The organism is Pseudomonas viciae (genome assembly GCF_004786035.1).
Lineage (GTDB): Bacteria > Pseudomonadota > Gammaproteobacteria > Pseudomonadales > Pseudomonadaceae > Aquipseudomonas > Aquipseudomonas viciae.
On sequence record NZ_CP035088.1, the window covers coordinates 2,619,494 to 2,645,400 of the forward strand.

General features: G+C 61.1%; 22 protein-coding genes. 7 read left to right on the forward strand and 15 right to left on the reverse strand.

The window, feature by feature from the left end; genetic code table 11:
* Positions 1-55 precede the first annotated feature (55 nt).
* The 5 genes from EPZ47_RS12075 to EPZ47_RS12095 all read right to left on the reverse strand — a co-directional run bounded on the left by EPZ47_RS12075 (position 56) and on the right by EPZ47_RS12095 (position 6,296).
* On the reverse strand, positions 56-1,075 hold the full coding sequence (locus tag EPZ47_RS12075; RefSeq protein WP_135844972.1) for a branched-chain amino acid aminotransferase: 1,020 nt from the start codon (positions 1,073-1,075) through the stop codon (positions 56-58).
* Positions 1,076-1,333: 258 nt separating this feature from the next.
* Entirely contained in the window at positions 1,334-2,719 is a 1,386-nt protein-coding gene (lpdA, locus tag EPZ47_RS12080; RefSeq protein WP_135844973.1) for a dihydrolipoyl dehydrogenase, read from the reverse strand.
* 3 nt (positions 2,720-2,722) lie between these two features.
* A complete protein-coding gene (locus tag EPZ47_RS12085; RefSeq protein WP_135844974.1) occupies positions 2,723-4,000 on the reverse strand; it encodes a dihydrolipoamide acetyltransferase family protein in 1,278 nt (425 codons plus the stop codon).
* On the reverse strand, positions 4,001-5,059 hold the full coding sequence (locus tag EPZ47_RS12090) for an alpha-ketoacid dehydrogenase subunit beta (RefSeq protein WP_135844975.1): 1,059 nt from the start codon (positions 5,057-5,059) through the stop codon (positions 4,001-4,003).
* Between the two features lies 1 nt (position 5,060).
* Positions 5,061-6,296: a 3-methyl-2-oxobutanoate dehydrogenase (2-methylpropanoyl-transferring) subunit alpha gene (locus tag EPZ47_RS12095; protein ID WP_135844976.1), complete on the reverse strand. Its 1,236-nt coding sequence runs from the start codon at positions 6,294-6,296 to the stop codon at positions 5,061-5,063.
* A 192-nt stretch (positions 6,297-6,488) separates the two neighbouring features.
* Here EPZ47_RS12095 and bkdR point away from each other — a divergent pair, with 192 nt between their 5' ends.
* Positions 6,489-6,977: a Bkd operon transcriptional regulator BkdR gene (gene bkdR / locus EPZ47_RS12100; RefSeq protein WP_109755132.1), complete on the forward strand. Its 489-nt coding sequence runs from the start codon at positions 6,489-6,491 to the stop codon at positions 6,975-6,977.
* Positions 6,978-7,009: 32 nt separating this feature from the next.
* Here bkdR and EPZ47_RS12105 read toward each other — a convergent pair whose 3' ends face one another.
* From EPZ47_RS12105 to EPZ47_RS12135, 7 genes are all read right to left on the reverse strand, one after another.
* On the reverse strand, positions 7,010-7,879 hold the full coding sequence (locus EPZ47_RS12105; protein WP_135844977.1) for an aldose 1-epimerase: 870 nt from the start codon (positions 7,877-7,879) through the stop codon (positions 7,010-7,012).
* An 85-nt stretch (positions 7,880-7,964) separates the two neighbouring features.
* Positions 7,965-9,245 (reverse strand): TRAP transporter large permease, encoded by a 1,281-nt coding sequence (locus tag EPZ47_RS12110; protein WP_135844978.1) that lies wholly within the window; start codon positions 9,243-9,245, stop codon positions 7,965-7,967.
* The gene (locus tag EPZ47_RS12115) at positions 9,245-9,772 is read right to left on the reverse strand and encodes a TRAP transporter small permease (RefSeq protein WP_135844979.1); all 528 of its coding nucleotides are present in this window, start codon (positions 9,770-9,772) and stop codon (positions 9,245-9,247) included. Before EPZ47_RS12115 ends, EPZ47_RS12110 begins: the two co-directional genes overlap by 1 nt.
* Positions 9,773-9,848: 76 nt before the next feature.
* Positions 9,849-10,817 (reverse strand): TRAP transporter substrate-binding protein, encoded by a 969-nt coding sequence (locus tag EPZ47_RS12120; RefSeq protein ID WP_135844980.1) that lies wholly within the window; start codon positions 10,815-10,817, stop codon positions 9,849-9,851.
* Between the two features lie 60 nt (positions 10,818-10,877).
* Positions 10,878-11,783: an SMP-30/gluconolactonase/LRE family protein gene (locus EPZ47_RS12125; RefSeq protein WP_135844981.1), complete on the reverse strand. Its 906-nt coding sequence runs from the start codon at positions 11,781-11,783 to the stop codon at positions 10,878-10,880.
* A 44-nt stretch (positions 11,784-11,827) separates the two neighbouring features.
* Positions 11,828-12,649 carry an NAD-dependent epimerase/dehydratase family protein gene (locus tag EPZ47_RS12130; RefSeq protein WP_135844982.1) on the reverse strand — a complete coding sequence of 274 codons (822 nt, stop codon included), beginning with the start codon at positions 12,647-12,649 and terminating at the stop codon, positions 11,828-11,830.
* 99 nt (positions 12,650-12,748) lie between these two features.
* The gene (locus tag EPZ47_RS12135; protein WP_406550164.1) at positions 12,749-13,936 is read right to left on the reverse strand and encodes an OprD family porin; all 1,188 of its coding nucleotides are present in this window, start codon (positions 13,934-13,936) and stop codon (positions 12,749-12,751) included.
* 829 nt (positions 13,937-14,765) lie between these two features.
* Here EPZ47_RS12135 and EPZ47_RS12140 point away from each other — a divergent pair.
* Complete coding sequence (locus EPZ47_RS12140) at positions 14,766-15,125, forward strand: DUF6124 family protein (RefSeq protein ID WP_135844984.1); 360 nt, start codon at positions 14,766-14,768, stop codon at positions 15,123-15,125.
* A gap of 198 nt (positions 15,126-15,323) precedes the next feature.
* Complete coding sequence (locus EPZ47_RS12145) at positions 15,324-15,944, forward strand: TetR/AcrR family transcriptional regulator (RefSeq protein WP_003202912.1); 621 nt, start codon at positions 15,324-15,326, stop codon at positions 15,942-15,944.
* Between the two features lie 71 nt (positions 15,945-16,015).
* Here the strand turns inward: EPZ47_RS12145 and preA are convergent, their stop codons facing one another.
* The 3 genes from preA to hydA all read right to left on the reverse strand — a co-directional run bounded on the left by preA (position 16,016) and on the right by hydA (position 20,280).
* Positions 16,016-17,290 carry an NAD-dependent dihydropyrimidine dehydrogenase subunit PreA gene (preA, locus tag EPZ47_RS12150; protein WP_135844985.1) on the reverse strand — a complete coding sequence of 425 codons (1,275 nt, stop codon included), beginning with the start codon at positions 17,288-17,290 and terminating at the stop codon, positions 16,016-16,018.
* Positions 17,291-18,658 carry an NAD(P)-dependent oxidoreductase gene (locus EPZ47_RS12155; protein WP_135844986.1) on the reverse strand — a complete coding sequence of 456 codons (1,368 nt, stop codon included), beginning with the start codon at positions 18,656-18,658 and terminating at the stop codon, positions 17,291-17,293. It abuts the gene before it with no gap.
* A 182-nt stretch (positions 18,659-18,840) separates the two neighbouring features.
* Positions 18,841-20,280, reverse strand: coding sequence for a dihydropyrimidinase (gene hydA / locus EPZ47_RS12160; protein ID WP_135844987.1), 1,440 nt, complete (start codon positions 20,278-20,280; stop codon positions 18,841-18,843).
* 620 nt (positions 20,281-20,900) lie between these two features.
* Between hydA and EPZ47_RS12165 the strand changes: the two genes are divergently transcribed.
* From EPZ47_RS12165 to EPZ47_RS12180, 4 genes are all read left to right on the forward strand, one after another.
* The gene (locus EPZ47_RS12165) at positions 20,901-22,379 is read left to right on the forward strand and encodes an NCS1 family nucleobase:cation symporter-1 (protein ID WP_135844988.1); all 1,479 of its coding nucleotides are present in this window, start codon (positions 20,901-20,903) and stop codon (positions 22,377-22,379) included.
* A gap of 151 nt (positions 22,380-22,530) precedes the next feature.
* Positions 22,531-23,814 (forward strand): Zn-dependent hydrolase, encoded by a 1,284-nt coding sequence (locus EPZ47_RS12170; RefSeq protein WP_135844989.1) that lies wholly within the window; start codon positions 22,531-22,533, stop codon positions 23,812-23,814.
* 87 nt (positions 23,815-23,901) lie between these two features.
* Positions 23,902-25,389 (forward strand): PAS domain S-box protein, encoded by a 1,488-nt coding sequence (locus EPZ47_RS12175; RefSeq protein ID WP_135844990.1) that lies wholly within the window; start codon positions 23,902-23,904, stop codon positions 25,387-25,389.
* A 232-nt stretch (positions 25,390-25,621) separates the two neighbouring features.
* Positions 25,622-25,870, forward strand: coding sequence for a DUF1652 domain-containing protein (locus tag EPZ47_RS12180; RefSeq protein ID WP_135844991.1), 249 nt, complete (start codon positions 25,622-25,624; stop codon positions 25,868-25,870).
* Positions 25,871-25,907: the final 37 nt, after the last annotated feature.

The following is a 25,907-nucleotide window of genomic DNA, read 5'->3' on the forward strand; positions in this document are numbered from 1 at the left end:
GCGAGGGGATTTATCCCCTCGCTACAAGCGCCTCGGTACTACGGGTAGGCCTGGCTCAGACCTTGACGATCCAACCCGCTGGCGCTTCCACGTCGCCGGTCTGCACGCCGGTCAGCTCTTTGTAGAGCTTCTGGGTGATCGGGCCGACTTCGGTTTCGCTGTGGAACACGTGCAGCTTGTCTTTGTAGCTGATGCCGCCAATCGGGGTGATGACCGCTGCGGTACCGCAGGCGCCGGCTTCCTTGAAGTCCGAGAGCTTGTCGATGAACACGTCGCCTTCGATCACTTCCAGGCCCAGGCGCGATTTGGCCAGTTCGATCAGCGACAGGCGGGTGATGCCCGGCAGGACCGAAGGGGAGTTGGGTGTGACGAATTTGTTGTCGTGGGCGATGCCGAAGAAGTTGGCCGAACCGACTTCCTCGATTTTCGAATGGGTCATCGGGTCCAGGTAGATGCAGTCGGCGAAGCTCGCTTTCTTGGCCAGGGAACCGGGCATCAGGCTGGCGGCGTAGTTGCCACCGACCTTGGCCGCGCCGGTGCCTTGTGGTGCGGCGCGGTCGTAGCTGGAGATCAGGAAGTTATGCGGGGTCAGGCCGCCCTTGAAGTAGGCGCCAACCGGGATGCAGAAGATCGAGAAGATGAACTCGGGTGCGGTGCGCACGCCGATGTTGTCACCCACGCCGATCACGAACGGGCGCAGGTACAGCGCGCCGCCGGTGCCGTAAGGCGGGATGAAGCGCTCGTTGGCGCGGACCACTTGCTTGCAGGCTTCGATGAACTGCTCGGTCTCGACATGCGGCATCAGCAGGCGCGCGCAGCTGCGTTGCATGCGGGCGGCGTTCTGGTCCGGGCGGAACAGGTTGATCGAACCGTCCTTGCAGCGATAGGCCTTCAGGCCTTCGAAGCACTGCTGACCGTAGTGCAGGGCGGTGGAGCCCTCGCTGATGTGCAGCACGTTGTCGTCGGTCAGGGTGCCGGCGTCCCAGGCGCCATCGCGCCAGTGCGACAGGTAGCGCTTGTCGGTCTTGATGTAGTCAAAGCCCAGTTTGTCCCAATTGATGCTCTCGTTACCCATGACACCCTCTATTTCTTAGCAACCGTCGAAACGGTTCAAGGCTTCTGACGTTTTTTGGATGGGGACAACAATACTTCATTCCGGGGGTGTTTCGCAGCCTGCTCGATGGGGGGTAGGCAGATAAATGGTGGTGTTTTTGAAAATTCGCGAGCAAGCCCGCTCCCACATGGGATTGCGTTCGCATGAACGACCGAGATCACCTGTGGGAGCGGGCTTGCTCGCGAAGAGGCCACCACTCACACCCTAAAATCCCCTGAATCACAGATGCAACGCATGCCCCAACGCCCGCAACGCCGCTTCCTGCACCGCCTCACCCAGCGTCGGGTGGGCGTGGATGGTGCCGGCGATGTCTTCCAGGCGTGCGCCCATTTCCAGGGACTGGCCAAACGCGGTGGACAGCTCCGAGACGCCAACGCCAACGGCTTGCCAACCGACGATCAAGTGATTGTCCCGGCGCGCCACGACCCGCACGAAACCGCTTTTCGATTCCAGGGTCATGGCCCGGCCATTGGCGGCGAACGGGAAGCTCGACACCATGCAGTCCAGGCCGGCCGCCTTGGCTTCGTCCGGCGTCTTGCCGACCACCACCAGTTCCGGGTCGGTGAAGCACACCGCAGCGATGGCGGTCGGGTTGAACTCGCGATGCTGGCCGGCGATCAGCTCGGCGACCATTTCGCCCTGGGCCATGGCCCGGTGGGCGAGCATCGGTTCGCCGCTCAGGTCGCCGATGGCCCAGACGTTGCGCATGCTGGTCTGGCACCGGTTATCGATTTTCACCGCCGAACCGTTCATCGCCAAGTCCAGGGCTTCGAGGTTCCAGCCCTGGGTGTTGGGTTTGCGACCAACGGCCACCAGTACCCGGTCGGTGTCCAGGTTCAGCGTCTCGCCATTGGGATCACGCACTTGCAGAGTGCTGGCCTGGGCATCGAAACCTTCGACGCTGTGCTTGAGGTACAGCTTCACGCCCAGTTGCTTGAGCGCATCATGCACTGGTTGGGTCAGTTCGCCGTCGTAGGCTGGCAGGATCCGTTCCTGGGCCTCGACCACGCTGACCTCGGCGCCGAGCTTGCGGTAGGCGATACCCAGCTCCAGGCCGATGTAGCCGCCGCCGACCACCACCAGATGCTTGGGCACCGAGGTCGGGGCGAGGGCTTCGGTGGAGGAAATGATCGGCCCGCCAATCGGCAGCATCGGCAGGTCGACGCTTTTCGAGCCGGTGGCCAGCAGCAGGTGTTCGCACTGGATGCGGGTGTCGTCGACATCGACGGTCTTGCCGTCGACCACCTTGGCCCAGCCGTGAATGACCTGGACCTTGTGCTTTTTCAACAGCGCCGCGACGCCGGTGGTCAGGCGATCGACGATGCCGTCCTTCCATTCCACGCTCTTGCCGATGTCCAGGCTCGGCGCCGACACCGTGATGCCCAGGGCCGAGCCCTGGCTGTGGTGCCGTGTCTGGTGGAACTGCTCGGCCACATGAATCAGCGCCTTGGATGGAATGCAGCCGATGTTCAGGCAGGTCCCGCCCAGCGCCTGGCCTTCCACCAGGATGGTCGGGATGCCCAACTGGCCGGCGCGGATCGCTGCCACATAACCGCCAGGACCGCCGCCGATGATCAGCAGCGTGGTGTTCAAAGTCTGTTGCATGCCTTACTCCACAAACAGCGTTGCGGGTTGTTCGAGCAGGCCACGCAGGGCCTGGATGAATTGCGCCGCGTCCATGCCGTCGACCACCCGATGATCGAAGGAGCTGGAGAGGTTCATCATCTTGCGGATCACGATCTGGCCTTTGATCACTACGGGCCTCTCGACGATTTTGTTCACACCGACAATCGCCACTTCCGGCAGGTTCAGCACCGGTGTGCTGACGATGCCGCCCAACGCACCGAGGCTGGTCAGGGTGATGGTCGAGCCGGACAGCTCATCACGACTGGCCTTGCCATTGCGCGCCGCTGTGGCCAGGCGCGAGATTTCCGCCGCGCTGTCCCACAGGCTGCGGGCTTCGGCGTGACGCACCACCGGCACCATCAGGCCCACATCGCTCTGGGTCGCGACGCCGACATGCACGGCGCCGGAGCGGTGGATGACCTGGGCTTCGTCGTCATAGCGGGCGTTCATTTGCGGGAAGTCCCGCAGGGCCACGACCAACGCGCGGACCAGGAACGGCAGCAAGGTCAGCTTGCCGCGACTGGCGCCGTGTTTTTCATTCAGGTGCATCCGCAGCTCTTCCAGGGCAGTGACGTCGATTTCCTCGACGTAGCTGAAATGGGCGGCGCGTTGGGTCGCTTCCTGCATGCGCTGGGCGATCTTGCGACGCATGCCGATCACCGGGATCTGCTGCTCGTCGTGGCGTTCGGCATAGCCCGAACCGCCCTTGGCCTGGGCCGATGGACCCTGGGCCAGATAAGCCTCGAGGTCTTCATGCAGGATACGCCCGGCGGGACCGCTGCCCTGGACCAGGCGCAATTGAATGCCCAGGTCCAACGCATGCTTGCGCACGGCCGGCGAGGCCAGTGGGCGTTCTTCGGGATCGCGGGCCACCGGCGCTTGCGGGGCGCAGCGTGGCGCAGTGGTCTTTTCCACCACGGGGTCAGGTGTTGCCACTGGCGTCGGCTTTGGCGCCTGTGTAGCCGCCTGCGTCGCCGCAGCTGGCGCCGGTTGGGCCGATTCCTTCAAGTTACCCGCACCTTCGACTTCAATGCGGATCAGTTCGCTGCCCACCGCCATGACTTCACCGGGCTCGCCACCCAAGGCGATGACCCGGCCATGCACTGGCGAAGGAATGTCGACCATGGCTTTGTCGGTCATGACATCGGCCAGTACCTGGTCCTCGACCACCATGTCACCGACCTTGACGTGCCACACCGACAGTTCAACTTCGGCGATGCCTTCGCCAATGTCCGGCATCTTGATAACGTGCGTGCCCATTCAGACCTCCATGACCCGTTTCAACGCCGCGCCCACACGGGACGGCCCTGGGAAATACGCCCACTCCTGCGCATGCGGGTAGGGCGTGTCCCACCCGGTGACACGCTCGATGGGCGCTTCCAGGTGGTGGAAGCAATGTTCTTGCACCAGCGAAACCAGCTCGGCGCCAAAGCCGCAGGTACGGGTGGCTTCGTGGACGATCACGCAACGACCGGTTTTCTTCACCGACTTGACGATGGTCTCCAGGTCCAGCGGCCACAGGCTGCGCAGGTCGATGACTTCGGCGTCGATGCCGGTTTCCTCGGCGGCGGCCAGGGACACATACACGGTGGTGCCGTAAGTGAGAATGGTCACGTCTTTACCGGGGCGGGTGATGGCGGCCACGTCCAGCGGTACCGTGTAGTAGCCGTCCGGCACCTGCGCCGAGGGGTGTTTCGACCACGGCGTTACCGGACGGTCGTGGTGGCCGTCGAACGGGCCGTTATACAGGCGCTTGGGCTCGAGGAAGATCACCGGATCATCGTTTTCGATGGAGGCGATCAGCAGGCCCTTGGCGTCGTAAGGGTTCGAAGGCATCACAGTGCGCAAGCCGCAGACCTGGGTGAACATTGCCTCGATGCTCTGGCTGTGGGTCTGACCGCCATAGATGCCGCCGCCGCAAGGCATGCGCAGGGTCATCGGCGCGGTGAACTCGCCGGCCGAGCGATAGCGCAAGCGCGCCGCTTCGGAAATGATCTGGTCCGAGGCCGGGTAGACGTAGTCGGCGAATTGGATTTCTGCCACTGGGCGCAATCCGTAGGCGCCCATGCCCACGGCCACGCCGACGATGCCGCTTTCGGAGATCGGCGCGTCGAATACCCGCGAGGTGCCGTATTTGTTCTGCAGGCCTTCGGTGCAGCGGAACACGCCGCCGAAGTAGCCCACGTCCTGGCCGAAGACCACGACGTTATCATCGCGTTCGAGCATCACGTCCATGGCCGAGCGCAGGGCCTGGATCATGGTCATGGTGGTAGTGGTCATGGCGGTGTCCAGCGCAATATTGTTGTTGTGATCGTTCATGTCAGATCCCCAACTCCTGACGCTGGCGCTTCAAGTGCTCCGGCATCTCTTTGTAGACGTCTTCGAACATGGTCGCGGCGCTCGGGATCTGCCCGCCAGCGAGGGTGCCGTACTGCTCGGCTTCCTTCTGCGCGGCGATCACCTCGGCTTCGAGTTCGGCGGTGACGGCGGCATGTTCCTCTTCGGACCAATGGCCGATTTTCACCAGGTGCTGCTTGAGGCGTGCAATCGGGTCGCCCAGCGGGAAGTGGCTCCAGTCGTCGGCGGGACGGTACTTCGAGGGATCGTCGGACGTGGAGTGCGGGCCAGCGCGATAAGTGACCCATTCGATCAGCGCCGGGCCGAGGTTGCGGCGGGCGCGTTCGGCGGCCCAGCGTGAAGCGGCGTAGACCGCCATGAAATCGTTGCCGTCGACACGCAGCGAGGCAATGCCGCAACCGACGCCGCGTCCGGCGAAGGTGGTGGCTTCACCGCCGGCGATGGCCTGGAAGGTGGAGATTGCCCACTGGTTGTTGACCACGTTGAGGATCACCGGCGCCCGGTAGACGTGGGCGAAGGTGAGGGCGGTGTGGAAGTCCGATTCGGCGGTGGCCCCGTCACCGATCCAGGCCGAGGCGATCTTGGTGTCGCCCTTGATCGCCGAGGCCATGCCCCAGCCCACGCCCTGGATGAATTGGGTGGCGAGGTTGCCGGAGATGGTGAAGAAACCGGCGTCCTTGACCGAGTACATGATCGGCAACTGCCGGCCCTTGAGCGGATCGCGCTCGTTGGACAGCAGTTGGCAGATCATGCCCACCAGAGGCACCTCGCGGGCCATCAGGATGCTTTGCTGGCGATAGGTGGGGAAGCACATGTCATCGATGTTCAGCGCCAGGGCCTGGCCGCTGCCGATGGCTTCCTCGCCGAGGCTCTGCATGTAGAACGACATTTTTTTCTGGCGCTGGGCGACCACCATGCGGTTGTCGTAGATGCGCGTCTTGAGCATGGCGCGCATGCCTTTACGCAGGATCTCGAGCGGCACGTCTTCGGCCCATGGACCGTGGGCATTGCCCTGGTCATCGAGCACGCGGATCAGGCTTCGGGCCAGGTCGGCGGTGTCGGACGGTTCGACGTCGATGGAAGGTTTTCGCACCGTGCCGGCATCGGACAGATGCAGGTAGGAGAAGTCGGTCTGGCAGCCGGGACGGCCCGAGGGTTCGGGGACGTGCAGGCGTAGCGGTTCGTACGCTGGGTTCATGGCTTTCTACGCTCGATCTTGTGAATTTCTTGTAGTGGGCGCGCTAGCTGACGAATTTCCCCGGGTACGGGAAATTGTCCTACAACAATCATAGGCTCGACGCAGAAGAATATTTTTCTCTGTTGGCTTGCTGTTCAGATCATTTGCAGATAAAAAATCTGCACAACGATAAAAAACAGGATTATTTGTCTCATGCGCAAATTGGATCGCACCGACATCGGGATTCTGAACAGCCTTCAGGAAAATGCCCGCATCACCAACGCCGAGCTGGCCCGTTCGGTCAACCTTTCGCCGACGCCGTGCTTCAACCGGGTTCGGGCCATGGAGGAGCTGGGGGTGATCCGCGAGCAGGTCACGCTGCTGGACGCCGACCTGCTGGGGCTGCACGTCAACGTGTTCATCCATGTCAGCCTGGAGAAACAGGTGGAGGAGGCGCTGCAGCACTTCGAAGAGGCGATTTCCGACCGGCCGGAGGTGATGGAGTGCTACCTGATGGCTGGCGATCCGGATTACCTGATCCGCGTGCTGGTGCCGACCATCCAGTCGTTGGAGCGGTTCATGATGGACTTTTTGACCAAGGTCCCGGGCGTGGCGAATATCCGCTCCAGCTTTGCCCTCAAGCAGGTGCGCTACAAGACGGCGTTGCCGTTGCCGGCCAATGGGTTGACCTTGGGCACCTGAGGCTCAATACCACAGCAGCCTGCTTGGATGGGTTACAGGGGGCGGCACTGCATCGAAAACCCCAGCGCCACCGACTGCCCTTGCTCCAGCAAGCGCAACCCCGGCCGCCCTGGCAGGTGGTGCGCATTGACCGGATGGCTGACCGGTTCGATGCAAAAGAAGTCCAGGTCCACGGGGCAGTACAGCAGGAAATAGTCGCTGCCACTGGCTCGGCATTCCAGTTCGTAGCCCAGGTCCGGTTGCTGGATCAGGCAGTGTCCTTCCCAACCGCCGAAGCCATTGTCCACGAGCGTATCCGGCAGCAATCGGGGCTGCTGGAAATCCCAATTTTCAGGAATCTCCCGAAGTTCTGTCGGCAGTTTCGAGGCATCACACATCCAGACTTCGCTGGCGCGGGTTTGCAGGCGAGTGCTGGCGGTGCGTGGAAAGTACGGATGCAAACCCAGCCCGTGCCACGCGGCCTGTTCGGCCATGTGGGTGACGTGCATTGCGATTTGCAACTGGCCGCCACTCAAGCGGATCCGCAGGCTGGCGCAGTAGGCGAATGGCTGCTGGCTGTCGAGTTGCAACAACACTTGCTGGGCACTCTGCTCGATCACCTGCCACGGCTGTTGCCAGGCGCTGCCGTGGATCGGAAACGGATCGTTGGGGCTGTTGGCTTCCAAAGCGAGCCAGCCGCCGGGACAGTCGAAACCGCCGTGGGCGATCCGGTTCGACCAGGGAATCAGCGGGAAGCCGCCGAGTTTGCCTGGAAGGCGGTTTTCCAGCGCTTGCGGCGCGGGAGGGCGTAGCAGGGGAGCGCCGGTGCTGAGCAAGGTCCATTCAACGAGACTGGCGCCCAGGTGAGGAGCGAGGGTGAGGCGGGTGAGTTCGTCTTCGAGGTAGAGAAGAGGCTGCGTCATGATGGTCGCGTCTTTTGGGAAGAGGGTGCTTTTGTGGCGAGGGAGCAAGCTCCCTCGCCACAAGGGGGCTTGCTTGCTTTTGGGGTTACAACACCAGGTGCGGCAACCACAGCGAGATGGCAGGGATGTAGGTCACCAGCAGCAGTACCAGGAACAGCATCGCGTAGAACGGCAGCAGGGCCTTGACGGTGCTTTCGATACTGACCTTGCCAATGGCGGCACCCACGAACAGCACCGCGCCCACCGGTGGCGTGATCAGCCCGATACCCAGGTTCACCAGCATGATCATGCCGAACTGCACCGGGTCCACGCCGATGCCCATGATCACTGGCATCAGGATGGGCGTGAGGATCAGGATCAGCGGCGCCATATCCATCACCGTGCCGAGGAGCAGCAGCATCACGTTGATGCACATCAGGATCACGTAGCGGTTGTCCGACAGCGTCAGGAACGCAGTGGTGATCTTCGCCGGAATCTCCATCAGCGTCATGATGTAGCCGAAGCTGGCGGCGAAGCCGATCAGGATCATCACGATGGAGATGGTGCGTACCGTACGGTGCATCAGTTTCGGCAACTCGCTCCACTTGTAGTCGCGGTAGATGCACATGGTCACGAAGAACGCCCACACCACGGCAATGGCGGCCGATTCGGTGGCGGTGAAAACGCCCGAGAGAATGCCGCCAAGGATGATGAACAGGGTCATCATGCCCCACATGGCTTCCTTGCAGATCTTCAATGCTTGCTTGAGTGGAATCACTTCGCCCTTGGGGTAATTGCGCTTTCTCGCAAAGACCAGGCACAGCGCCATCAGGCAGAGGTTCATCAGGATGCCGGGCACGATACCGGCCATGAACAGAGAACCGATCGATACGGTACCGCCAGCCGCGAGCGAATACAGCACCGCGTTATGGCTTGGCGGTGTCAGCAAGGCCTGGACCGAGCCGCTGACAGTCACGGCAGTGGCGAATTCACGCGGATAGCCCCGGCGTTCCATTTCCGGGATCAGCACCGAACCGACCGAGGCGGTGTCGGCCACCGAGGAACCGGAGATCGCGCCAAAAAAACTCGAGGCCACGAGGTTGACCAATGACAGGCCGCCGCGCACGAACCCTACCAACACACTGGCGAATGCCACCAGTCGGCGAGACATGCCGCCCTCGGCCATGATCGCGCCGGCCAAGACGAAAAATGGAATGGCCAACAGCGAGAATTTGTTCACCCCGCCCGCCACCTGAATCATCATGGCCTGGAACGGAATATCGATCCACCACGCCCCAATCAGGGCGGCAGCACCCAGCGCGTAGGCGACTGGCATACCGATCATGATCAACAACAAAAAACTGCCTAGCAGAATCAGAGCGTCCATTAAACGGCACCTTCGCTTTCTTCAATCAGATCGAACTGCACGACCCGACGCTGGCTTTGATCACCCAGGAAGAGTTTCTCCAGGACAAAAATCAAGGTCAGGAAACCTCCTATCGGAATCGGCATGTAGGTGATGCCGACGCGCAGGGTGGGGATGGCGCTCATGAATTGATTCCAGGTGGTCATGCACAGCTTGGTGCCCCAGATGGTCATGAAAATGCACACTGCCGCCATCAAGAGCTGGGTGAAAACCGAAGCCAAGGTTTGCCAGTGCGGTGGCAGGCGGCTGGTGACCATGTCCACGGCCATGTGCGAGCCGGAGCGGTAGCTGGCGGCGGCACCGATGAAGGTGAACACGATCATCAGCAAGATGGCGGTGGGCTCTGGCCAGCTAGAGCCGGTCCCGAGTACATAGCGGGCGAACACCCCCCACGGAATCATCAGTGCAACTGCCAGGACAGAAAGGCCGGCCACCCAGATGCAAGTCATGTAAATCTTGTCGTTGATACGCAGCAGTAAATTCTTCATCGGGTTCCACCGTAACCAGGCGCGCCTTTTAACCGCAGGCGCGCCCAGCCTTTTCATGAGTACAGATTGAGAGGGCTTACTGAACGGCTTCGATACGCTTGATCAGGTCGGCATACGGCGCGCCGTATTTGGCCCGGATTGGCGCCGTGGCGTCGTAGAAAGGTTTCTTGTCCACGGTGATGAACTCGACGCCGGCGGCCTTGAGTTTCTCTTCGCTGGCGGTGGACTTCTTGTCCCACAGCACGCGCTCTTCAGCCTGTGCCGCCTTGGCGGCTTTCTTCACCATGTCTTGCTGCTCGGGCGTGAGCTTGTTCCAGGTGATTTTCGACATCACGATGGGCTCAGGCAGGATCAGGTGACCGGTCAGGCTGTAGAACTTGGCGTTCTGATAGTGATTGTGTTCAAGCATGGTCGGCGGGTTGTTTTCCGCGCCGTCGATCACGCCGGTCTGCAAGGCGCTGAAGATCTCGCCGGTGTCCATGGCGATACCATTGCCGCCCATGGCGTTGATGGTCTCGATGAACATCGGGTTGCCCTGGACGCGAATCTTCATGCCCTTCATGTCTTCGAGCTTGCGCACCGGTTTCTTGGTGTACAGGTTGCGCGTGCCGCCATCCATCCAGGCCAGGGCCACCAGGCCGAATTCGGAGTTGGTGATTCGGTCGAGGATCGCATCGCCGACTTCACCATCGATGACCGCGCGCATGTGGGCCTGGTCGCGGAAGATGAACGGCATGTTGAAGACGTTCACATCCGGCACGACAGGACCGACGATACCCAGGCTGACCCGGGACATCTGGATCGCGCCAGCTTGCATCTGCTCGATGACTTCTTTTTCAGAACCCAGTACGCCACCCGGGAAATATCTGAATTTCAGTTCACCCTTACTTTCCGCTTCCAGGGTTTTACCCATGGACTCCTCGGCGACCACGGTAGGGTAGCCCTTGGGATGGATGTCGGCGATCTTGATATCGAGGGCATGGGCTGCCTGTGCCAGAAAGGCCAGGGGTAGGGCGGCGATCAGAAGCGTGCGTTTGAAGTTCATGGTCAATCTCCAGTCTTGTTGTTTTTTTTATGTGCTTATCCAGTGAAGCGGCAATGCAGATCAGTTCGCGGAGTGTTTCAGTCCTCCAAACGCGGGTTCAGCCAGGCCCTTGACGCCGGGATTGAGGGCGAACACGCCGCCGGCCAAAGACTGCGGGTCGCTGTCGTCACCGGGGCGGATCGAGGTGACGAAGAGGGTGTCCAGGCGACTGCCGCCAAAGGCGCACATGGTCGGCTTTTTCACCGGCACGGCCAGTGAGCGATCCAGTCGGCCATCCGGAGTGAAGCGATGGATGAGGCCGGCATCGTTGGCGCAGATCCAATAGCAACCGTCGGCATCCACCGCCGCACCGTCCGGGCGCCCGGCCAACGGCAGCATGTCGACGAACAGCCGCCGGTTGGACGGCGTGCCGCTGTCGACGTCGTAGTCGAAGGCCCAGATCTGTTGCACCAGCGGGTGTGAGTCGGAGAGGTACATCGTGCGTCCATCCGGGCTGAAGCCCAGGCCATTGGGCACGATGAACCCACTCAGTTGTGCCTCGACCGGGCTACGTTGGCCCGCCTCGTAGCGATACATCCGGCCTTCGTCGGCGTTGGCGCCCATGTTCAGCACCATGCTGCCGGCCCAGAAACGGCCCTGGCGGTCGCAACGGCCATCGTTGAGGCGCATGTCGGTGCGGCTGTGCTCGACGTTTGCGCACAGTTCGCTGTCCAGGCTGCCGTCGTCATTGGGGTGCAGGCGAAAGAAACCGCTCTCCATGCCGGCGACCCAACCACCGTCCCGGTGACGGGCCAGGCAGGCGAGCATTTCCGGCGCTTCCCAGCCCTTGAGTTGGCCGGTCCCGGCGTTCCAGCACTGCAGGCCGCCACTGGGAATGTCCACCCAATACAGGGCGTTCTCCTCGGGGACCCACACCGGGCTTTCCCCGACGGCGTTGCGTGCATCGACAATCAATTCGGCTTGCATGGTGATTCCTTGGTTCGTTTCGTATCCCATGAAAAACAGGCGAATCAGTCGTCGAACGGGCCGGTCGCGACAAAGGCGCCGCCCTGGTAGATCCTGGCCGGGTCATCGGCGGCCGGCATCGGCTGCGCTTCGACCTTGGCGCGGAAAATTTCCGAGCTGTCCTTGGGCTGGTAGCCCAGGTGCGCGGCGTGGCTGTTGTCCCACCAGACGTCGCGGTTGGCGGACACGCCATAGACCACGGTGTGGCCCACGTTCGGGGTGTAGAGCGAACATTCGATCAACTGGGTGAGGTCGTCGAAGCTCAGCCAGGTGCTCATCATCCGGCGGTTCTGCGGTTCGGGGAACGACGAGCCGATGCGGATGCTCACGGTCTCGATGCCGTAGCGATCGAAGTAGAAACTGGCCATGTCTTCGCCGTAGGACTTGGACAGGCCGTAGTAGCCATCCGGACGACGAGGAGAAAGGGCATCAAGGCCCTCATCCTGCTTGTAGAAGCCAATGACATGGTTGGAGCTGGCGAAGATGACGCGTTTGACGCCGTGCTTGCGGGCGGCCTCATAGATGTGGAATACACCGCTGATGTTGGCGCCGAGGATTTCCTCGAACGGGCGCTCAACCGAAACACCACCGAAATGCAGGATCGCATCGACGCCCTCTACCAGTTGATGCACCGCCTGCTTGTCGGACAGGTCGCAGGGCACCACTTCCTCGCTTTCATCGATGGCCGGGGCCATGTTGGCGATGTCGGACAGGCGAATGTGGCGGGCGAAAGGCTTGAGACGCTCGCGCAAGACTTTGCCCAGGCCGCCGGCGGCACCGGTCAGCAGCAGGCGATTGAGGGGGTGGCGGGTGAGTGTCGTAGTCATGAAATTCCCTGGGCAAACAGTTAAAGGTGTCAGTGCCGCTTGGCCCGACGTGGCCATGTACCCGTGCGCGCCGGGACTTGGCAACGTCGGGTTCCACGATTAAAGCAAGGACAACGGGTAGCTGATGAAGATCCGGTTTTCGTCGAACTCGTTGGTGCTGTAGTCCCGACGAATCGATGCGTTACGCCATTTAACGTTGAGGCTCTTCAGCGCGCCGCTCTGTACGGTGTAGGCCAGTTCGGTTTCACGGCCCCATTCCTTGCCGTCGTCAACGGTGGCGGTGTGCACGTTGTCACCGCTGATGTAGCGGTTCATCAGGGTCAAGCCCGGCACGCCGACGGCGGCGAAGTTGAAGTCATGGCGCAGTTGCCAGGATTTTTCCTTCGCGTTGTCGTAGCTGGAGTTGTAGCTGTCGTTGGCCAGGGTGCCGCCGCTGGTGCCGTTGACGCGCATCCAGGCATCGTCGCCGCTGACTTTTTGCAGGCCGACATAGAAGGTGTTGCCGCCGTATTTGGCCGAGAGCAGGGCGAACGCGGTTTTGTTGTCCAGGTCGCCGGCCAGGGCACTGCCATCTTCCTTGCCGATGAAGTAGCCGAGGTTGGCGCCCAGGGTCCAGTCGCCGATGGGCTGGCTGTGGGTCAGGTTGAAGTATTGTTGCTGGTAGATGTCGGACAGTTCCGAGTACCAGACGCCGACTTGGGTGCGTTTTTCGTTGAAGGCATATTCACCGCCGCCGAAGTTGAAACGGTCGGAAGTGAACGCGCCACGGCCGTTCATCGACATGTCTTCCATGCTTGCGTCGTTGCGCGGGCTGTTGGCGCGGAACTGGCCGCCGTACAGCGTCAGGCCGCTGATCTCGGTGGAGGTCACCTGGCCGCCACGGAAGGTTTGCGGCAGGGAACGGCCGTCGTCGGAGCGCAGGATCGGCAGCACCGGCATCCATTCGCCAACCTTCAGCTCGGTCTTCGACACCTTGGCCTTGAGGGCCACGCCCAGGCGACCGAAGTCATCGGCCGGACGACCGTCATCGTGCACCGGCAGCAGCTGCGTACCGGTGGTGCCGCGACCGCCATCGAGCTTGACCGAATACGTGCCCAACACGTCCACGCCGAAACCGACCACGCCTTGGGTGAAACCGGACTTGGCGTCGAGGATGAAGCTTTGGGTCCATTCCTCGGCTTTGCCTTGGGCATTGTTCGGGTTGGTGAAGTTACGGTTGAAATAGGCGTTGCGCAGGTTCAGCGTGGCTTTAGCGTCATCGACGAAGCCTTCGGCGCTGGCCGTCATTGGCAGAAACACGGACAAGCTGCTGCAACCGAGCAGAATCAGTGCGGGGCTGGAATTGAAGAGGGTACGGCGGTTTGGACGGTTGTCGGGCGAAAAACGGACACGTGTGCTCACTATGACGCTCCCTACTTTTTTGTTGTTTTTATTTGTCATACGTCGTCGTACAACATGGGGATGATTATTTGGAAGCTGCCCCTCGTTGTCAACTGGCCATTATCGGAATTATCCAAGCCGAGGGTGCTTCAAAATGAGGCGTTTCGATGGTTGTCACTGAACGAGTTCAAGATCGCAAGCCTTGGTGCCGGGCAAATGGGTGATCTGAGAATAGCGGTGTGTGCGTTTGGTTATGCGATGACTGGTCTAAGACATTAGTCGAATGCACCCGATCTGACAGATGGTGAAGTCCCTTGTGGCGAGGGGATAAATCCCCTCGCCACAAGGGTGTGTTGTTAACCCATTCTCCCAGTCCAAACAGGCCTTTGTTTATCCAGATGTAGGATCGCTCTGGATCGGGCTACGTTGTCTTGCGCCGTTGCCTACAACTGCGCCAGAATCCGCCGGCTTGTGCGCTCGTGGGCCGGGTTTTATCGTTTCCGGGTCGTTGAGGAATCAGCGATCGGGTTTGGTAGCCCGGTTTTTCCATATGACGCACAGCTTCATCTTCTGCAGGTGCTTTTCTTCAGCATTTGTATTTGATGGTGGCCATGCGTAGGGCGTCTTCGGGCGCGCCGGTGTTCATGTGGACCGGTCTACCAACCTTCGTATGGCCACCGCCCTTCGTTTGGTAGCGAGGGTGATGGCTCCTCCAATCCCACATGAGGTTCCATCTATGTTCAAACCAACACCCAACCCACCAGACACCGATCCGACTTCACCGCGCAAAAAAAACCAGACCCAAAAACTCGACGAAGCCGCCGAACGCGCCCTCGACTATTACCTGAACCCCAAACCGGACAAACCAGGAGCCGATGCGGCGGCTGGCCAACTCTTCACCGTCATCAAGGACATCGACACCGAAAGCCTGCTCGCCAACCTCAGCGAAACCCTGGCCTCGGCCAATGCCATGGTCAGCGACCTGGCCTTTGACCTGGAAGGTTCACGGCGGCACGTGGCCCTGGGCATCCAGCAGTTGATCGAACTGGGCGGATTGCTGGCTAACCGCGCGCTGGACAACGTCGAACCACGCTAACCGACATATCGCGTCTCTCTGGACAGAAACACAGTCAAAATGTGGGAGCGAGCTTGCTCGCGATAGCGGTGGTTCAGCCAATCACAACGCAACTGACCTACCGCTATCGCGAGCAAGCTCGCTCCCACAAGGGACCACCAGTGTTTTCGAAAGTGGGCGGATGCTAGTCTTGACCAACGCTGTTGCCAGGGAGCCCTCATGGGCAATCACAAGATCGAGATTCGTCGCAGTAACGTCGAGAAAATCCTGTTGGCCGCCGAGAAGGTCTTTGCCGAGAAAGGCTTCGGCAGCACGGCCATGGCCGACATCGCCGCCGAAGTGCAATTGCCTCGTTCCAACCTGCATTACTACTTCAGCACCAAGAGCGAACTCTACAGCGCCGTGCTGTTCGACCTGCTGGAAGTCTGGAAGCAGGACGCCTTGTGCTTTGAAATGTTCGACGACCCACGGGTGGTGCTCAGCAGCTACATCCGCGCCAAGATGAACCACTCCCGCAGCCGCCCCTACGGCTCGAAAGTCTGGGCCAACGAAATCATCCACGGCGCCCCGACGCTAGGCCAGGCCTTGGATGCCAGCCTTTACGACTGGGCCAAGATGAAGGAAGCGAAAATCCGCCAGTGGGTGGAGGACAAACGCATCCTCCCCGTGGAACCGTCCAGCCTGCTCTACATGATCTGGGCCTCGACCCAGCACTACGCCGACTTCGACCACCAGATCAATATTCTCAATGATCATCAGCCGCTGTCGGACATGCAGTTCGAGCGGGCGGTGCAGACGGTGACCAGTGTGATTTTGCGGGGGATTGGGTTGGAGCCCTGAGGTTTTGTGGTGAAGCTGATGGCCTCATCGCGAGCAAGCTCGCGAAGAGGCCAGTCCAGACACCTCAGCCCTCAGACAGCAACATGATAGGGATTACGCGGATCATGGTTCCAATCCAAAAACGGCTTGCCCGTGTCCACCGTCACCATCTCGATGCAGTCCTGCACCGGGCAGGTGATTTGGCAGAGGTTGCAGCCCACGCATTCTTCATCGATCACTTCATATTTACGTGTTCCGTCCGCTTGCTTGAGGCTGGCGATGGCCTGGTGTGAAGTGTCCTCGCAGGCGATGTGGCAGCGGCCGCAACCGATGCAGGCGTCCTGGTCGATCTTGGCGATGACCTGGTAGTTGATGTCCAGGTACTTCCAGTCGGTGGTGTTGCCCACCGCGCGCCCGGAGAAGGCCTGGAGGTTGGCGTGGCCGTGATCGTCCATCCAGCGTGACAGGCCGTCCTTCATCTCCTCGACGATGCGAAAACCATGCAGCATCGCCGCCGTGCAGACCTGCACCGCGCCGCTGCCCAGGGCGATGAATTCGGCGGCGTCGCGCCAGCTGCCGATGCCGCCGATGCCGCAGATCGGCAAGCCGTGGGTCTGTGGGTCGCGGGCGATTTCGGCGACCATGTTCAGGGCGATGGGTTTGACCGCCGAGCCACAGTAACCACCATGGGTGCTCTGGCTGCCGACGGTGGGCAGGGCGACCATGCGGTCCAGGTCAACGCTGGTGATGGAGTTGATGGTGTTGATCAACGACACCGCGTCCGCGCCGCCGCGATGGGCCGCGCGGGCGGCGACGCGGATGTCGGTGATGTTCGGTGTGAGCTTGACGATCACCGGCAGCGAGCAATAGGTCTTGCACCAGCGAGTCACTTGCTCGACGTATTCCGGCACTTGGCCGACCGCCGCGCCCATGCCCCGTTCCGGCATGCCGTGGGGGCAACCGAAGTTCAGCTCGATGCCGTCGGCGCCAGTGGCCTCCACCAAGGGCAGGATGCGCTTCCACGACTCTTCCACGCACGGCACCATCAGCGACACGATCAACGCCCGGTCCGGCCAGTCCTTTTTCACCTGGGTGATTTCCCGCAGGTTGATCTCCAGCGAACGGTCGGTGATCAGCTCGATGTTATTGATGCCCAGCACCTCGCGATTGGCGCCGTAGTGGGCCGAGTAGCGCGACGACACGTTCACGGCGGCCGGGTCTTCCCCGAGGGTTTTCCAGACCACGCCACCCCAGCCGGCCTCGAAGGCGCGAACCACGTTGTAGGCCTTGTCGGTGGGCGGCGCGGAGGCCAGCCAGAACGGATTGGGGGCTTTGATGCCTGCGAAGACAATCGACAGATCGGCCATTTACGCAGCCTCCACGTTGAGCATCAGTTGAGCGTTGATCGCCTCGGCGGCGAGCTTGCCATGTTGCACGGCCTGCACAGTGAGGTCCTGGTCCAGGCTGGTGCAATCGCCACCGGCATACACCCCGGCAATGCTGGTGCGCAGTTGTTCGTCCACCAGGATCCGCCCGTCCTGGCGCTTGAGTTCCCGGGCCAGCGGATCCACCAGCGCGTTGTCGTCGAAGGCCTGGCCGATGGCTTTGAAAATGGCGTCGGCGGGCAGGTCGAAGGTTTCGGCGCTGGTGACCAGGCGACCGTTTTCCAGATGCGTACGGGAGAAGCGCATGCCGCGCACATTTCCAGTGTCGTCGAGCAAGACCTGTTGCGGCTGAGCCCAGGTCAGCAGGCGCACCTGATTGGCCTTGGCGATGTCTTGTTCATGCACGGTGGCACCCATGTCTTCAAGGCCGCGCCGGTACACCAGGCTGACGTCCCGGGCGCCAAGACGCGCCATTTGCACGGCCATGTCGATGGCGGTGTTACCGGCGCCGAGGACGATGCAACGGTCGGCCAGCGGCAACTGGCTGAGGTCGTCGGCCTGGCGCAGTTCGCGGATGTACTCGGTGGCGGCCAGCAGCCCCGGCGCTTGTTCGTCGCTCAGGCCCAGCTGTTTGCTGGCGGCCAGGCCGAGGCCGAGGAACACCGCGTCGAACTGTTGGTGCAAATCGCTCAGGCTCAGGTTCTCGCCTAGCTTCTGGCCATGGCGGATTTCGATGCCGCCGATGTCCAGCAGAAAGGCCAGTTCGCGCTGGGCGTAATCGCCTACCAGTTTGTATTTGGCGATGCCGTATTCGTTGAGGCCGCCGGCTTTTTCCCGTGCTTCGAAGATCACCACGTCATGCCCGTGCATCGCGCTGCGGTGGGCGCAGGACAAGCCCGCAGGGCCCGCGCCGACCACGGCGATGCGCTTGCCGGTGGCGGCGCCGCGTTTGAAGGGGTGCTCGCTGAAGTGGGCGTTGTCTACGGCATAGCGCTGTAATGAACCGATCAGTACCGGCGCGCACTCCCGGGCGTTGTTGCGCACGCAGGCTTGCTGGCAAAGGATCTCGGTGGGACAGACCCGGGCGCAACTGCCACCGAGGATGTTGGCCGAGAGGATTTTCTGTGCTGCGCCTTGGACGTTGTCCTGGTGGATGTTGCGAATGAACGAGGGGATATCGATCTCGCTTGGACAGGCGTTCACGCACGGCGCGTCGTAGCAGTACAGACAGCGGGAGGCTTCCAGGTGGGCCTGGCGCGCATTGAGCGGCGGCGCCAGGTCGCTGAAACGGGCGGCGAGGGTGGCCGGCTCTTCCGGGGAATGGGGGAGGTGACTCAAGGGCTGGATCATGGAATGGGCCTCACGGTGTTTGAGGTGCTGCCTCTGGTGGGCAGTGGTTTTTTCGTTGTCTGGACCGACGTCTTCGCGAGCAAGCCCGCTCCCACAAGGGATTTGCTACACACCACACATCTGCGTCTATCCCAGATCCAATGTGGGAGCGGGCTTGCTCGCGAAGGCCGAAGGCCTGGATTTCAGCGTTTAACCGCAGTTGGTTTGTTCAGCTCCGCCCGCTTACTCAGCAAATCAAACACCGCCGGATACGCCGGCCGTTCGACGTAGCGCCCGGCACCGCGTTCGGCCCGCAGGTCGCCATCGGCCCAGACCAGTCGCCCCTGGCTGATGGTGTGGCTGGGCACGCCCCGCACGGTCTTGCCTTCGAAGATGTTGAAGTCCACTTGCTGGTGATGGGTCTTGGCGGAAATCGTGCGGCTGCCTTGCGGGTCCCAGAGCACCAGGTCGGCGTCGGCACCGACGCGGATCGCCCCTTTGCGTGGGTAGAGGTTGAAGATCTTCGCGGTGTTGGTGGAGGTGAGGGCGACGAAGTCGTGCATCGACAATTTGCCGCTGTTGACCCCCTCGTCCCAGAGCACGGCCATGCGGTCTTCGATACCGGCGGTGCCGTTGGGGATTTTGCTGAAGTCGTCGCGACCGGCGGCTTTCTGCTCGGCGCAGAAGCAGCAGTGGTCGGTGGCGGTGGTGTGCAGGTTGCCCGACTGCAAGCCGTGCCAGAGCGCGTCCTGATGGCCGCGAGGCCGGAAGGGTGGGCTCATCACGTAGCCGGCGGCGGTCTGCCAGTCCGGGTTGCGATAGACGCTGTCGTCCAGCAGCAGATGCCCGGCCAGCACTTCACCGTAGACCGGCTGGCCCTTGCTGCGGGCATAGGTGATTTCGTCCAGCGCCTCTTTGGTGGACACGTGCACCAGGTACAGCGGTGTGCCCAGGGTCTCGGCAATGCGGATGGCCCGGCTCGCGGCTTCGCCTTCCACTTGCGAGGGGCGCGACAGCGGATGGGCTTCCGGCCCGGTGATGCCTTGGGCCAGCAGCTTGCGTTGCAGGTGATAGACCAGTTCGCCGTTCTCGGCGTGCACCGTGGGCACCGCCCCCAGTTCCAGGCAGCGTTCGAAGCTCGCGACCAAGGTGTCATCGGCGGCCATGATCGCGTTCTTGTAGGCCATGAAATGCTTGAAGCTGTTCACGCCGTGCTGGCTGACCAGCTCGGCCATTTCTTCGCGAACCTGCTCGCTCCACCAGGTGATCGCCACGTGAAAACCGTAGTCGCTGGCGCTTTTCTCGGCCCAGCCACGCCATTGATGAAAGGCTTCCATCAGCGACTGCTGCGGGTTGGGAATCACGAAGTCGATGATCGAGGTGGTGCCCCCGGCCAGGCCTGCCGCCGTGCCGCTGAAGAAATCCTCGCTGGCGACCGTGCCCATGAACGGCAACTGCATGTGGGTATGCGGGTCAATGCCGCCCGGCATCAGGTATTGGCCGCTGCCATCGAGCACTTCGACCTCGGCGGGAACATCCAGGTTTTCACCAATGGCCTTGATCACGCCGTCGGCACAGAACACATCGGCGCGATAACTTTCATCATGGGTAATTACCGTGGCACCACGGATCAACAGAGACATTCCGAGCTCCTCGCAGGCATGACCGACTGATGCCGGTTCTTTATGTTTTATAGACCACGATTAATAAGTGACAAAACGTGGCAGGTTATATTCCTGTCACGGCTGTCAGGATTAGACGCTAGCTGGAGTTGAGAGAATGAGCAAGATTATTTTTCATAAGCTTATTCTGTTAATAACTATTTGAAAAATAACTAATAAATAATTAAATCACCAAAATGGTGAGCCGCCTCACCATTTTGACGCACTTGACAGGATCGCTATTTGAGCGAGATTTGTCATGGTAAATCAGCGGCTTGAAAGCTGTGAAAGTGCGGTTTAGACACGTCGCATAAAGTGGGGGTGCACCACTTTGAATCTTCAGCTCGACAGAACGTACAGGTCATCTAGCCTAAAGGGCGATGTTCAGCAGTGTGGCAAGGTTCTGAGTGTGAATTAAAGTATTAAACATCAAGTGGTTATAAGTGTTTTATCGATCGCCCAGTCAACTCGGCGCAACAATCGGCACGGTTATTGAGTGTTGACGCTGTCGGGCAGGGCCGTCGGTAGCACGCGTGCTTACATGCAAGTACTCCGGCCATCGCCAGTCGATGAGCAAAAATAATGAAAACAGTGGAGCGGACATGACCAGATCAACAGTGACTGAGCGCGACGGGTTGTTCGAGCTTGATGCCGGCAGCGACGTCCTCGACAGCCCCCGTTACAACCACGACATCGCGCCGACCAAGGTGCACGAGCGAACCTGGAACAAGTGGCACATCACTGCATTGTGGGTCGGCATGGCGATCTGCGTGCCGACCTACACCCTTGGCGGCGTTCTCACTGCCTACTTTGGCCTGACGGTGGGCGAGGCGCTGCTGGCGATACTATTCGCCAACATCATCGTGTTGATTCCCCTGACCCTCAACGCCTTCGCCGGGACCAAGTACGGCATCCCGTTTCCGGTGTTGTTGCGTTCGTCCTTCGGTGTCATTGGCTCCAATGTCCCGTGTCTGATTCGCGCCTTGGTGGCGTGTGGCTGGTTTGGCATCCAGACAATGTTCGGCGGGCTGGCGATCCACCTGTTTCTCGGCTCGGTGTTCGAAGGCTGGAAGAGCCTGGGCGGCACCGGTGAAGTGATCGGCTTCATGCTGTTCTGGGTCATGAACCTGTGGGTGGTGTTGCGCGGTGCCGAGTCGATCAAATGGCTGGAAACCTTGTCCGCGCCACTGCTGGTGCTGGTGGGGGCCGGGCTGTTGGTGTGGGCGTTGCCCAATGTGTCATTGACTGAGCTGATGGCGGTCCCGGCCAAACGGCCTGAAGGTGCTGGCGTGACCAGTTACTTTCTTGCCGGGCTGACGGCCATGGTCGGTTTCTGGGCGACGTTGTCGTTGAACATTCCTGACTTCAGCCGCTACGCCAAGAGCCAGAAAGACCAGATCGTGGGGCAGGTCATCGGCCTGCCGTTGACCATGTTCCTGTTTGCCTCCCTCGGCGTGGTCATGACCGCCGCCTCGGAGAAACTGGTGGGGGTGACCGTCTCCGATCCGGTGAGCTTGATCGGGCACATCCAGAGCCCGGTGTGGGTGGCCCTGGCCATGGTGCTGATCATCGTCGCCACGTTGTCGACCAACACCGCCGCCAACATCGTCTCGCCCACCAACGATTTCCAGAACCTGGCGCCGAAACTGATCGGCCGTACCAAGGCCGTCATGCTCACCGGGCTGGTGGGGTTGGCGCTGATGGCCCACGAACTGCTGAAAAAGCTTGGCCTGATCGTCTCCGAGGTCAGTCTTGAATCGGTTTATTCGAACTGGTTGCTGGGTTATTCAAGCCTGCTGGGGCCCATTGCCGGGATCATGGTGGTGGACTATTTCCTGATCAAGAAACAGCAACTGGATCTGGCCGGGCTGTACCGCGACGACGTTTATCCGGCATGGAACTGGAACGGCTTCATCGCCTTTGGCGTGCCGGTGCTGCTGACCTTGTTGTCCCTGGGCAGCGACGCGTTCAGCTGGTTCTACAGCTACGGCTGGTTCACCGGTTCGGCGCTGGGCGGGGTGATTTATTACGGGTTGTGCGGTTTTCGTGCGAGCCCATCCGTCGCCAAATCTGAGGTGTGAAGGAGGGCCCCATCGCGAGCAAGCTCGCTCCCACACTGGATTCGGGTGGCCGCGAAATCTATGCGCACAGTAGATCCCTTGTGGGAGCGAGCTTGCTCGCGATAGCGGCCTCAAAAACACCAAAAAAATGCCTGAAAAATGGAGATCCCCCATGAACGCAGCCGTCGACGTTCTACAGTCCACCCACCCGCACATCAACCGCGACCGCCTGTGGCAATCGCTCATGGACCTGGCCCGGCTCGGTGCCACGGTCAAGGGCGGTGTGTGTCGGCTGGCCTTGACCGATCTCGATCGCCAGGCCCGGGACCTGTTCGTGCAATGGACCGAAGCGGCCGGCTGCACGGTCAGCATCGATGCGGTGGGCAATATCTTTGCCCGACGCCCGGGGCGCAATCCGAACCTGCCGCCGGTGATGACCGGCAGTCACATCGACACTCAACCCACCGGCGGCAAGTTCGACGGCTGCTTTGGCGTGCTGTCCGGGCTGGAAGTGCTGCGTACCCTCAATGACCTGGGCATCGAAACCGAGGCACCGCTGGAAGTGGTGGTGTGGACCAACGAAGAGGGTTCGCGCTTCGCCCCGTGCATGATGGGCTCCGGCGTGTTCGCGGAAAAATTCACCCTTGAAGAAACCCTGGCCAAGGTCGACGCCGAAGGCATCACCGTCGGCCAGGCGCTCAACGCTATCGGTTACGCCGGCCCGCGCCAGGTCAGTGGGCATCCGGTGGGGGCGTATTTTGAAGCGCACATTGAACAGGGGCCGATCCTGGAAGATGAACACAAGACCATCGGCATCGTCATGGGCGCCCTCGGGCAGAAATGGTTCGACCTGACGTTGCGGGGCGTCGAAGCCCATGCCGGCCCGACCCCGATGCACCTGCGCAAGGACGCCCTGGTGGGCGCCTCGATCATCGTCGGCGCCGTCAACCGCGCCGCCCTCGGTCATCAACCCCATGCCTGCGGCACGGTGGGTTGCCTGCAAGCCTATCCGGGCTCGCGCAATGTCATCCCCGGCGAGGTGCGCATGACCCTGGATTTCCGTCATCTGGAACCGGCGCGGCTGGATTCGATGATCGCCGAGGTCAAGCAGGTGATCGACGACACCTGCCGGCAGCATGGCCTGACCTATGACCTGAAACCCACGGCCGACTTCCCGCCGCTGTATTTCAACCCAGGCTGCGTCGAAGCCGTACGTGGCGCGGCCCAGGGCCTCGGTCTGTCGCACATGGAGATCGTCAGCGGGGCTGGTCATGACGCGATATTCCTCGCCGAACTGGGCCCGGCCGGGATGATCTTCGTGCCGTGTGAAGGCGGTATCAGCCACAACGAAATAGAAAATGCCGCCCCCGACGATCTCGCCGCCGGTTGCGCGGTCCTGCTGCGGGCGATGCTGGCAGCCTCACAGGCCATTGCCGAGGGGCGCATGGCGGTTTGAGTGGCGTGGTGCACTATCGCAACCCCATGTGGTCGTAACCTTCAACGCATCCATGCTTGAAAATTGCACTGACCACATGGAGACCCAATGAACCAAGATGTCCCGACCACCGATACCAATCGTCGCCAATTGCTGCAAATTATCGCCGGGCTGTCTGACGGGGTGATCTTGATCGAAGTCGATCAGACCATCGCCTGGGCCAACGAAGCGGCGTTGACCATGCACGGGGTCACTGACCTCAAAGCGCTGGGTGCCAATGCCGAGGAATACGCCCAGCGGTTCAATTTGCGTTATCGCAACAATCACCCGTTGACTGCGGACAACTACCCCATTGCCCGGGCCGCCCGGGGCGATGAGTTCAGTGATGTGCTGGTGGAAGTCACGCCCGAGGCCGCTCCGGACCGCACCTGGGTTCATCGGATCCGCAGCCTGGTATTGACCGACCGCAGCGGCGAGGCGGAATTACTGGTACTGATCCTCAGCGATGCCACCGAATGGGCCAGCGCCGAGCAGCGTTTTGAAAGAACCTTCGGGGCCAACCCGGCGCCGGCAGTGATCTGTCGTCTCAGTGACTTGCGCTATATCAAGGTCAACCAGGGTTTTCTGGAAATGACTGGCTACAGCCGCGAGCAAGTGATCGGCCGTTCGGTGTATGAGCTGGACGTGCTCGAGAGCGCTGAAAAACGTGATTTGGCCATTGAGCGTCTGGGGCAGGGCACGACCATTCCGCAAATGCAGGCCGAGCTGAAATTGCCAGGCGGCGGCAGCAAGCAAGTGATTGTCGCCGGCCAGCCGCTGGATGACCTGCACGACGAAGACTGCATGCTGTTTTCCTTCATGGACATGGAGCCGCGCCGCAAGGCGGAAACGGCGCTGCGCCAGAGCGAGGAACGTTTTGCCAAGTCGTTCCGCCTCACGCCGGTACCCACCCTGGTGTGCAGCGCCGAACAGCAATTGCTGGAAATCAACGAAGCCTTTCTCCAAACCACCGGTTATGCCAGTGAGGAGCTGCTGGGTAAAACCGTGGAGGAAATCGGCTTCCTCGGCAAGGGCGCCAGCGCCGCACTGTTTGCCACCCTGGAAAAGACCGCGACGGTGTCCAGCGTCGACGTCAAGGTCCACAAGAAAGACGGCGAACAGATCGACTGCGAGGTGGCGGCCGACACCGTGATCATCCAGGACAAGCCCTGCTACCTGCTGGTGTTGATGAACATCACTGAGCGCAAGCGCTCGGAGCTGGAGTTGGTGGCGGCCATCGAGGAAGTGATGAAGGACGCTTCCTGGTTCAGCCGGACCCTGATCGAAAAATTGGCCAATGTGAGGAGTATCAACGCTCAGGTGTCCAGTGTGTCGTTCACCGAGTTGACGGCCCGGGAGCGTGATGTGCTGGGCTTGATCTGTGAGGGCCTGGCGGACAAGGAAATCGCCGCGCGCTTGAAACTGGCCCCCAATACCGTACGAAATCATGTGGCGACGCTGTACTCCAAGCTGGACGTGCACAGTCGCAGCGAAGCCATCGTCTGGGCTCGGGAGCGGGGCTTGTTCGCCAGCGAATGGCGAAACAAGGCACGATGATGGTGCAAATGCACTGGGTCCACTGGTGCATATTCGGGTTCTGCGCGGGCGCTTGGGACCTTAGGCTGTGAGGGTGCGGCATTAGTTTGCTATGTCGCGTCCCCATGAAACAGTCAAGGAACAGGTCGCATGCGCAGTGAACCCATCAAACGTGTAAACAGGATGTCTGTTAAGGCCGGGAGCCCGGTGTTGTCCATCAGTCGTTTGCAATCTCAACGCTGAGGTACACCGCATGACCCAACTGGCCCCTGTGCGCGCGCGCCTCGAAGAAAGCTTCAAGCCGCTGGCTTGCGAATGCAGCCTCAATGGCGACGGCACCCTTACGGTACGCCTCTATCATCGCGAAAGCGGCGAGGTGGACTTGGTCGTGAGTGGCATGAGCCTGGACAGCGTTCGTTCGGAAGAAAGCCTGACGAAGCTGATCGACGAACTGCGCTATGAGCTTGAAAACACCCCTCTGCGTCGCAGTGACCTGGCATAGATGATCCGCTGAACGCCGTCCATTGTGGCGAGGGGAT

What these genes read in the sequence shown, in the direction of transcription:
- EPZ47_RS12075 (WP_135844972.1), bottom strand. Translation starts at nt 1,075, where the DNA reads ATGGGTAACGAGAGCATCAATTGGGACAAACTGGGCTTTGACTACATC.
- lpdA (WP_135844973.1), bottom strand. Translation starts at nt 2,719, where the DNA reads ATGCAACAGACTTTGAACACCACGCTGCTGATCATCGGCGGCGGTCCT.
- EPZ47_RS12085 (WP_135844974.1), bottom strand. Translation starts at nt 4,000, where the DNA reads ATGGGCACGCACGTTATCAAGATGCCGGACATTGGCGAAGGCATCGCC.
- EPZ47_RS12090 (WP_135844975.1), bottom strand. Translation starts at nt 5,059, where the DNA reads ATGAACGATCACAACAACAATATTGCGCTGGACACCGCCATGACCACT.
- EPZ47_RS12095 (WP_135844976.1), bottom strand. Translation starts at nt 6,296, where the DNA reads ATGAACCCAGCGTACGAACCGCTACGCCTGCACGTCCCCGAACCCTCG.
- bkdR (WP_109755132.1), top strand. Translation starts at nt 6,489, where the DNA reads ATGCGCAAATTGGATCGCACCGACATCGGGATTCTGAACAGCCTTCAG.
- EPZ47_RS12105 (WP_135844977.1), bottom strand. Translation starts at nt 7,879, where the DNA reads ATGACGCAGCCTCTTCTCTACCTCGAAGACGAACTCACCCGCCTCACC.
- EPZ47_RS12110 (WP_135844978.1), bottom strand. Translation starts at nt 9,245, where the DNA reads ATGGACGCTCTGATTCTGCTAGGCAGTTTTTTGTTGTTGATCATGATC.
- EPZ47_RS12115 (WP_135844979.1), bottom strand. Translation starts at nt 9,772, where the DNA reads ATGAAGAATTTACTGCTGCGTATCAACGACAAGATTTACATGACTTGC.
- EPZ47_RS12120 (WP_135844980.1), bottom strand. Translation starts at nt 10,817, where the DNA reads ATGAACTTCAAACGCACGCTTCTGATCGCCGCCCTACCCCTGGCCTTT.
- EPZ47_RS12125 (WP_135844981.1), bottom strand. Translation starts at nt 11,783, where the DNA reads ATGCAAGCCGAATTGATTGTCGATGCACGCAACGCCGTCGGGGAAAGC.
- EPZ47_RS12130 (WP_135844982.1), bottom strand. Translation starts at nt 12,649, where the DNA reads ATGACTACGACACTCACCCGCCACCCCCTCAATCGCCTGCTGCTGACC.
- EPZ47_RS12135 (WP_406550164.1), bottom strand. Translation starts at nt 13,936, where the DNA reads ATGACGGCCAGCGCCGAAGGCTTCGTCGATGACGCTAAAGCCACGCTG.
- EPZ47_RS12140 (WP_135844984.1), top strand. Translation starts at nt 14,766, where the DNA reads ATGTTCAAACCAACACCCAACCCACCAGACACCGATCCGACTTCACCG.
- EPZ47_RS12145 (WP_003202912.1), top strand. Translation starts at nt 15,324, where the DNA reads ATGGGCAATCACAAGATCGAGATTCGTCGCAGTAACGTCGAGAAAATC.
- preA (WP_135844985.1), bottom strand. Translation starts at nt 17,290, where the DNA reads ATGGCCGATCTGTCGATTGTCTTCGCAGGCATCAAAGCCCCCAATCCG.
- EPZ47_RS12155 (WP_135844986.1), bottom strand. Translation starts at nt 18,658, where the DNA reads ATGATCCAGCCCTTGAGTCACCTCCCCCATTCCCCGGAAGAGCCGGCC.
- hydA (WP_135844987.1), bottom strand. Translation starts at nt 20,280, where the DNA reads ATGTCTCTGTTGATCCGTGGTGCCACGGTAATTACCCATGATGAAAGT.
- EPZ47_RS12165 (WP_135844988.1), top strand. Translation starts at nt 20,901, where the DNA reads ATGACCAGATCAACAGTGACTGAGCGCGACGGGTTGTTCGAGCTTGAT.
- EPZ47_RS12170 (WP_135844989.1), top strand. Translation starts at nt 22,531, where the DNA reads ATGAACGCAGCCGTCGACGTTCTACAGTCCACCCACCCGCACATCAAC.
- EPZ47_RS12175 (WP_135844990.1), top strand. Translation starts at nt 23,902, where the DNA reads ATGAACCAAGATGTCCCGACCACCGATACCAATCGTCGCCAATTGCTG.
- EPZ47_RS12180 (WP_135844991.1), top strand. Translation starts at nt 25,622, where the DNA reads ATGACCCAACTGGCCCCTGTGCGCGCGCGCCTCGAAGAAAGCTTCAAG.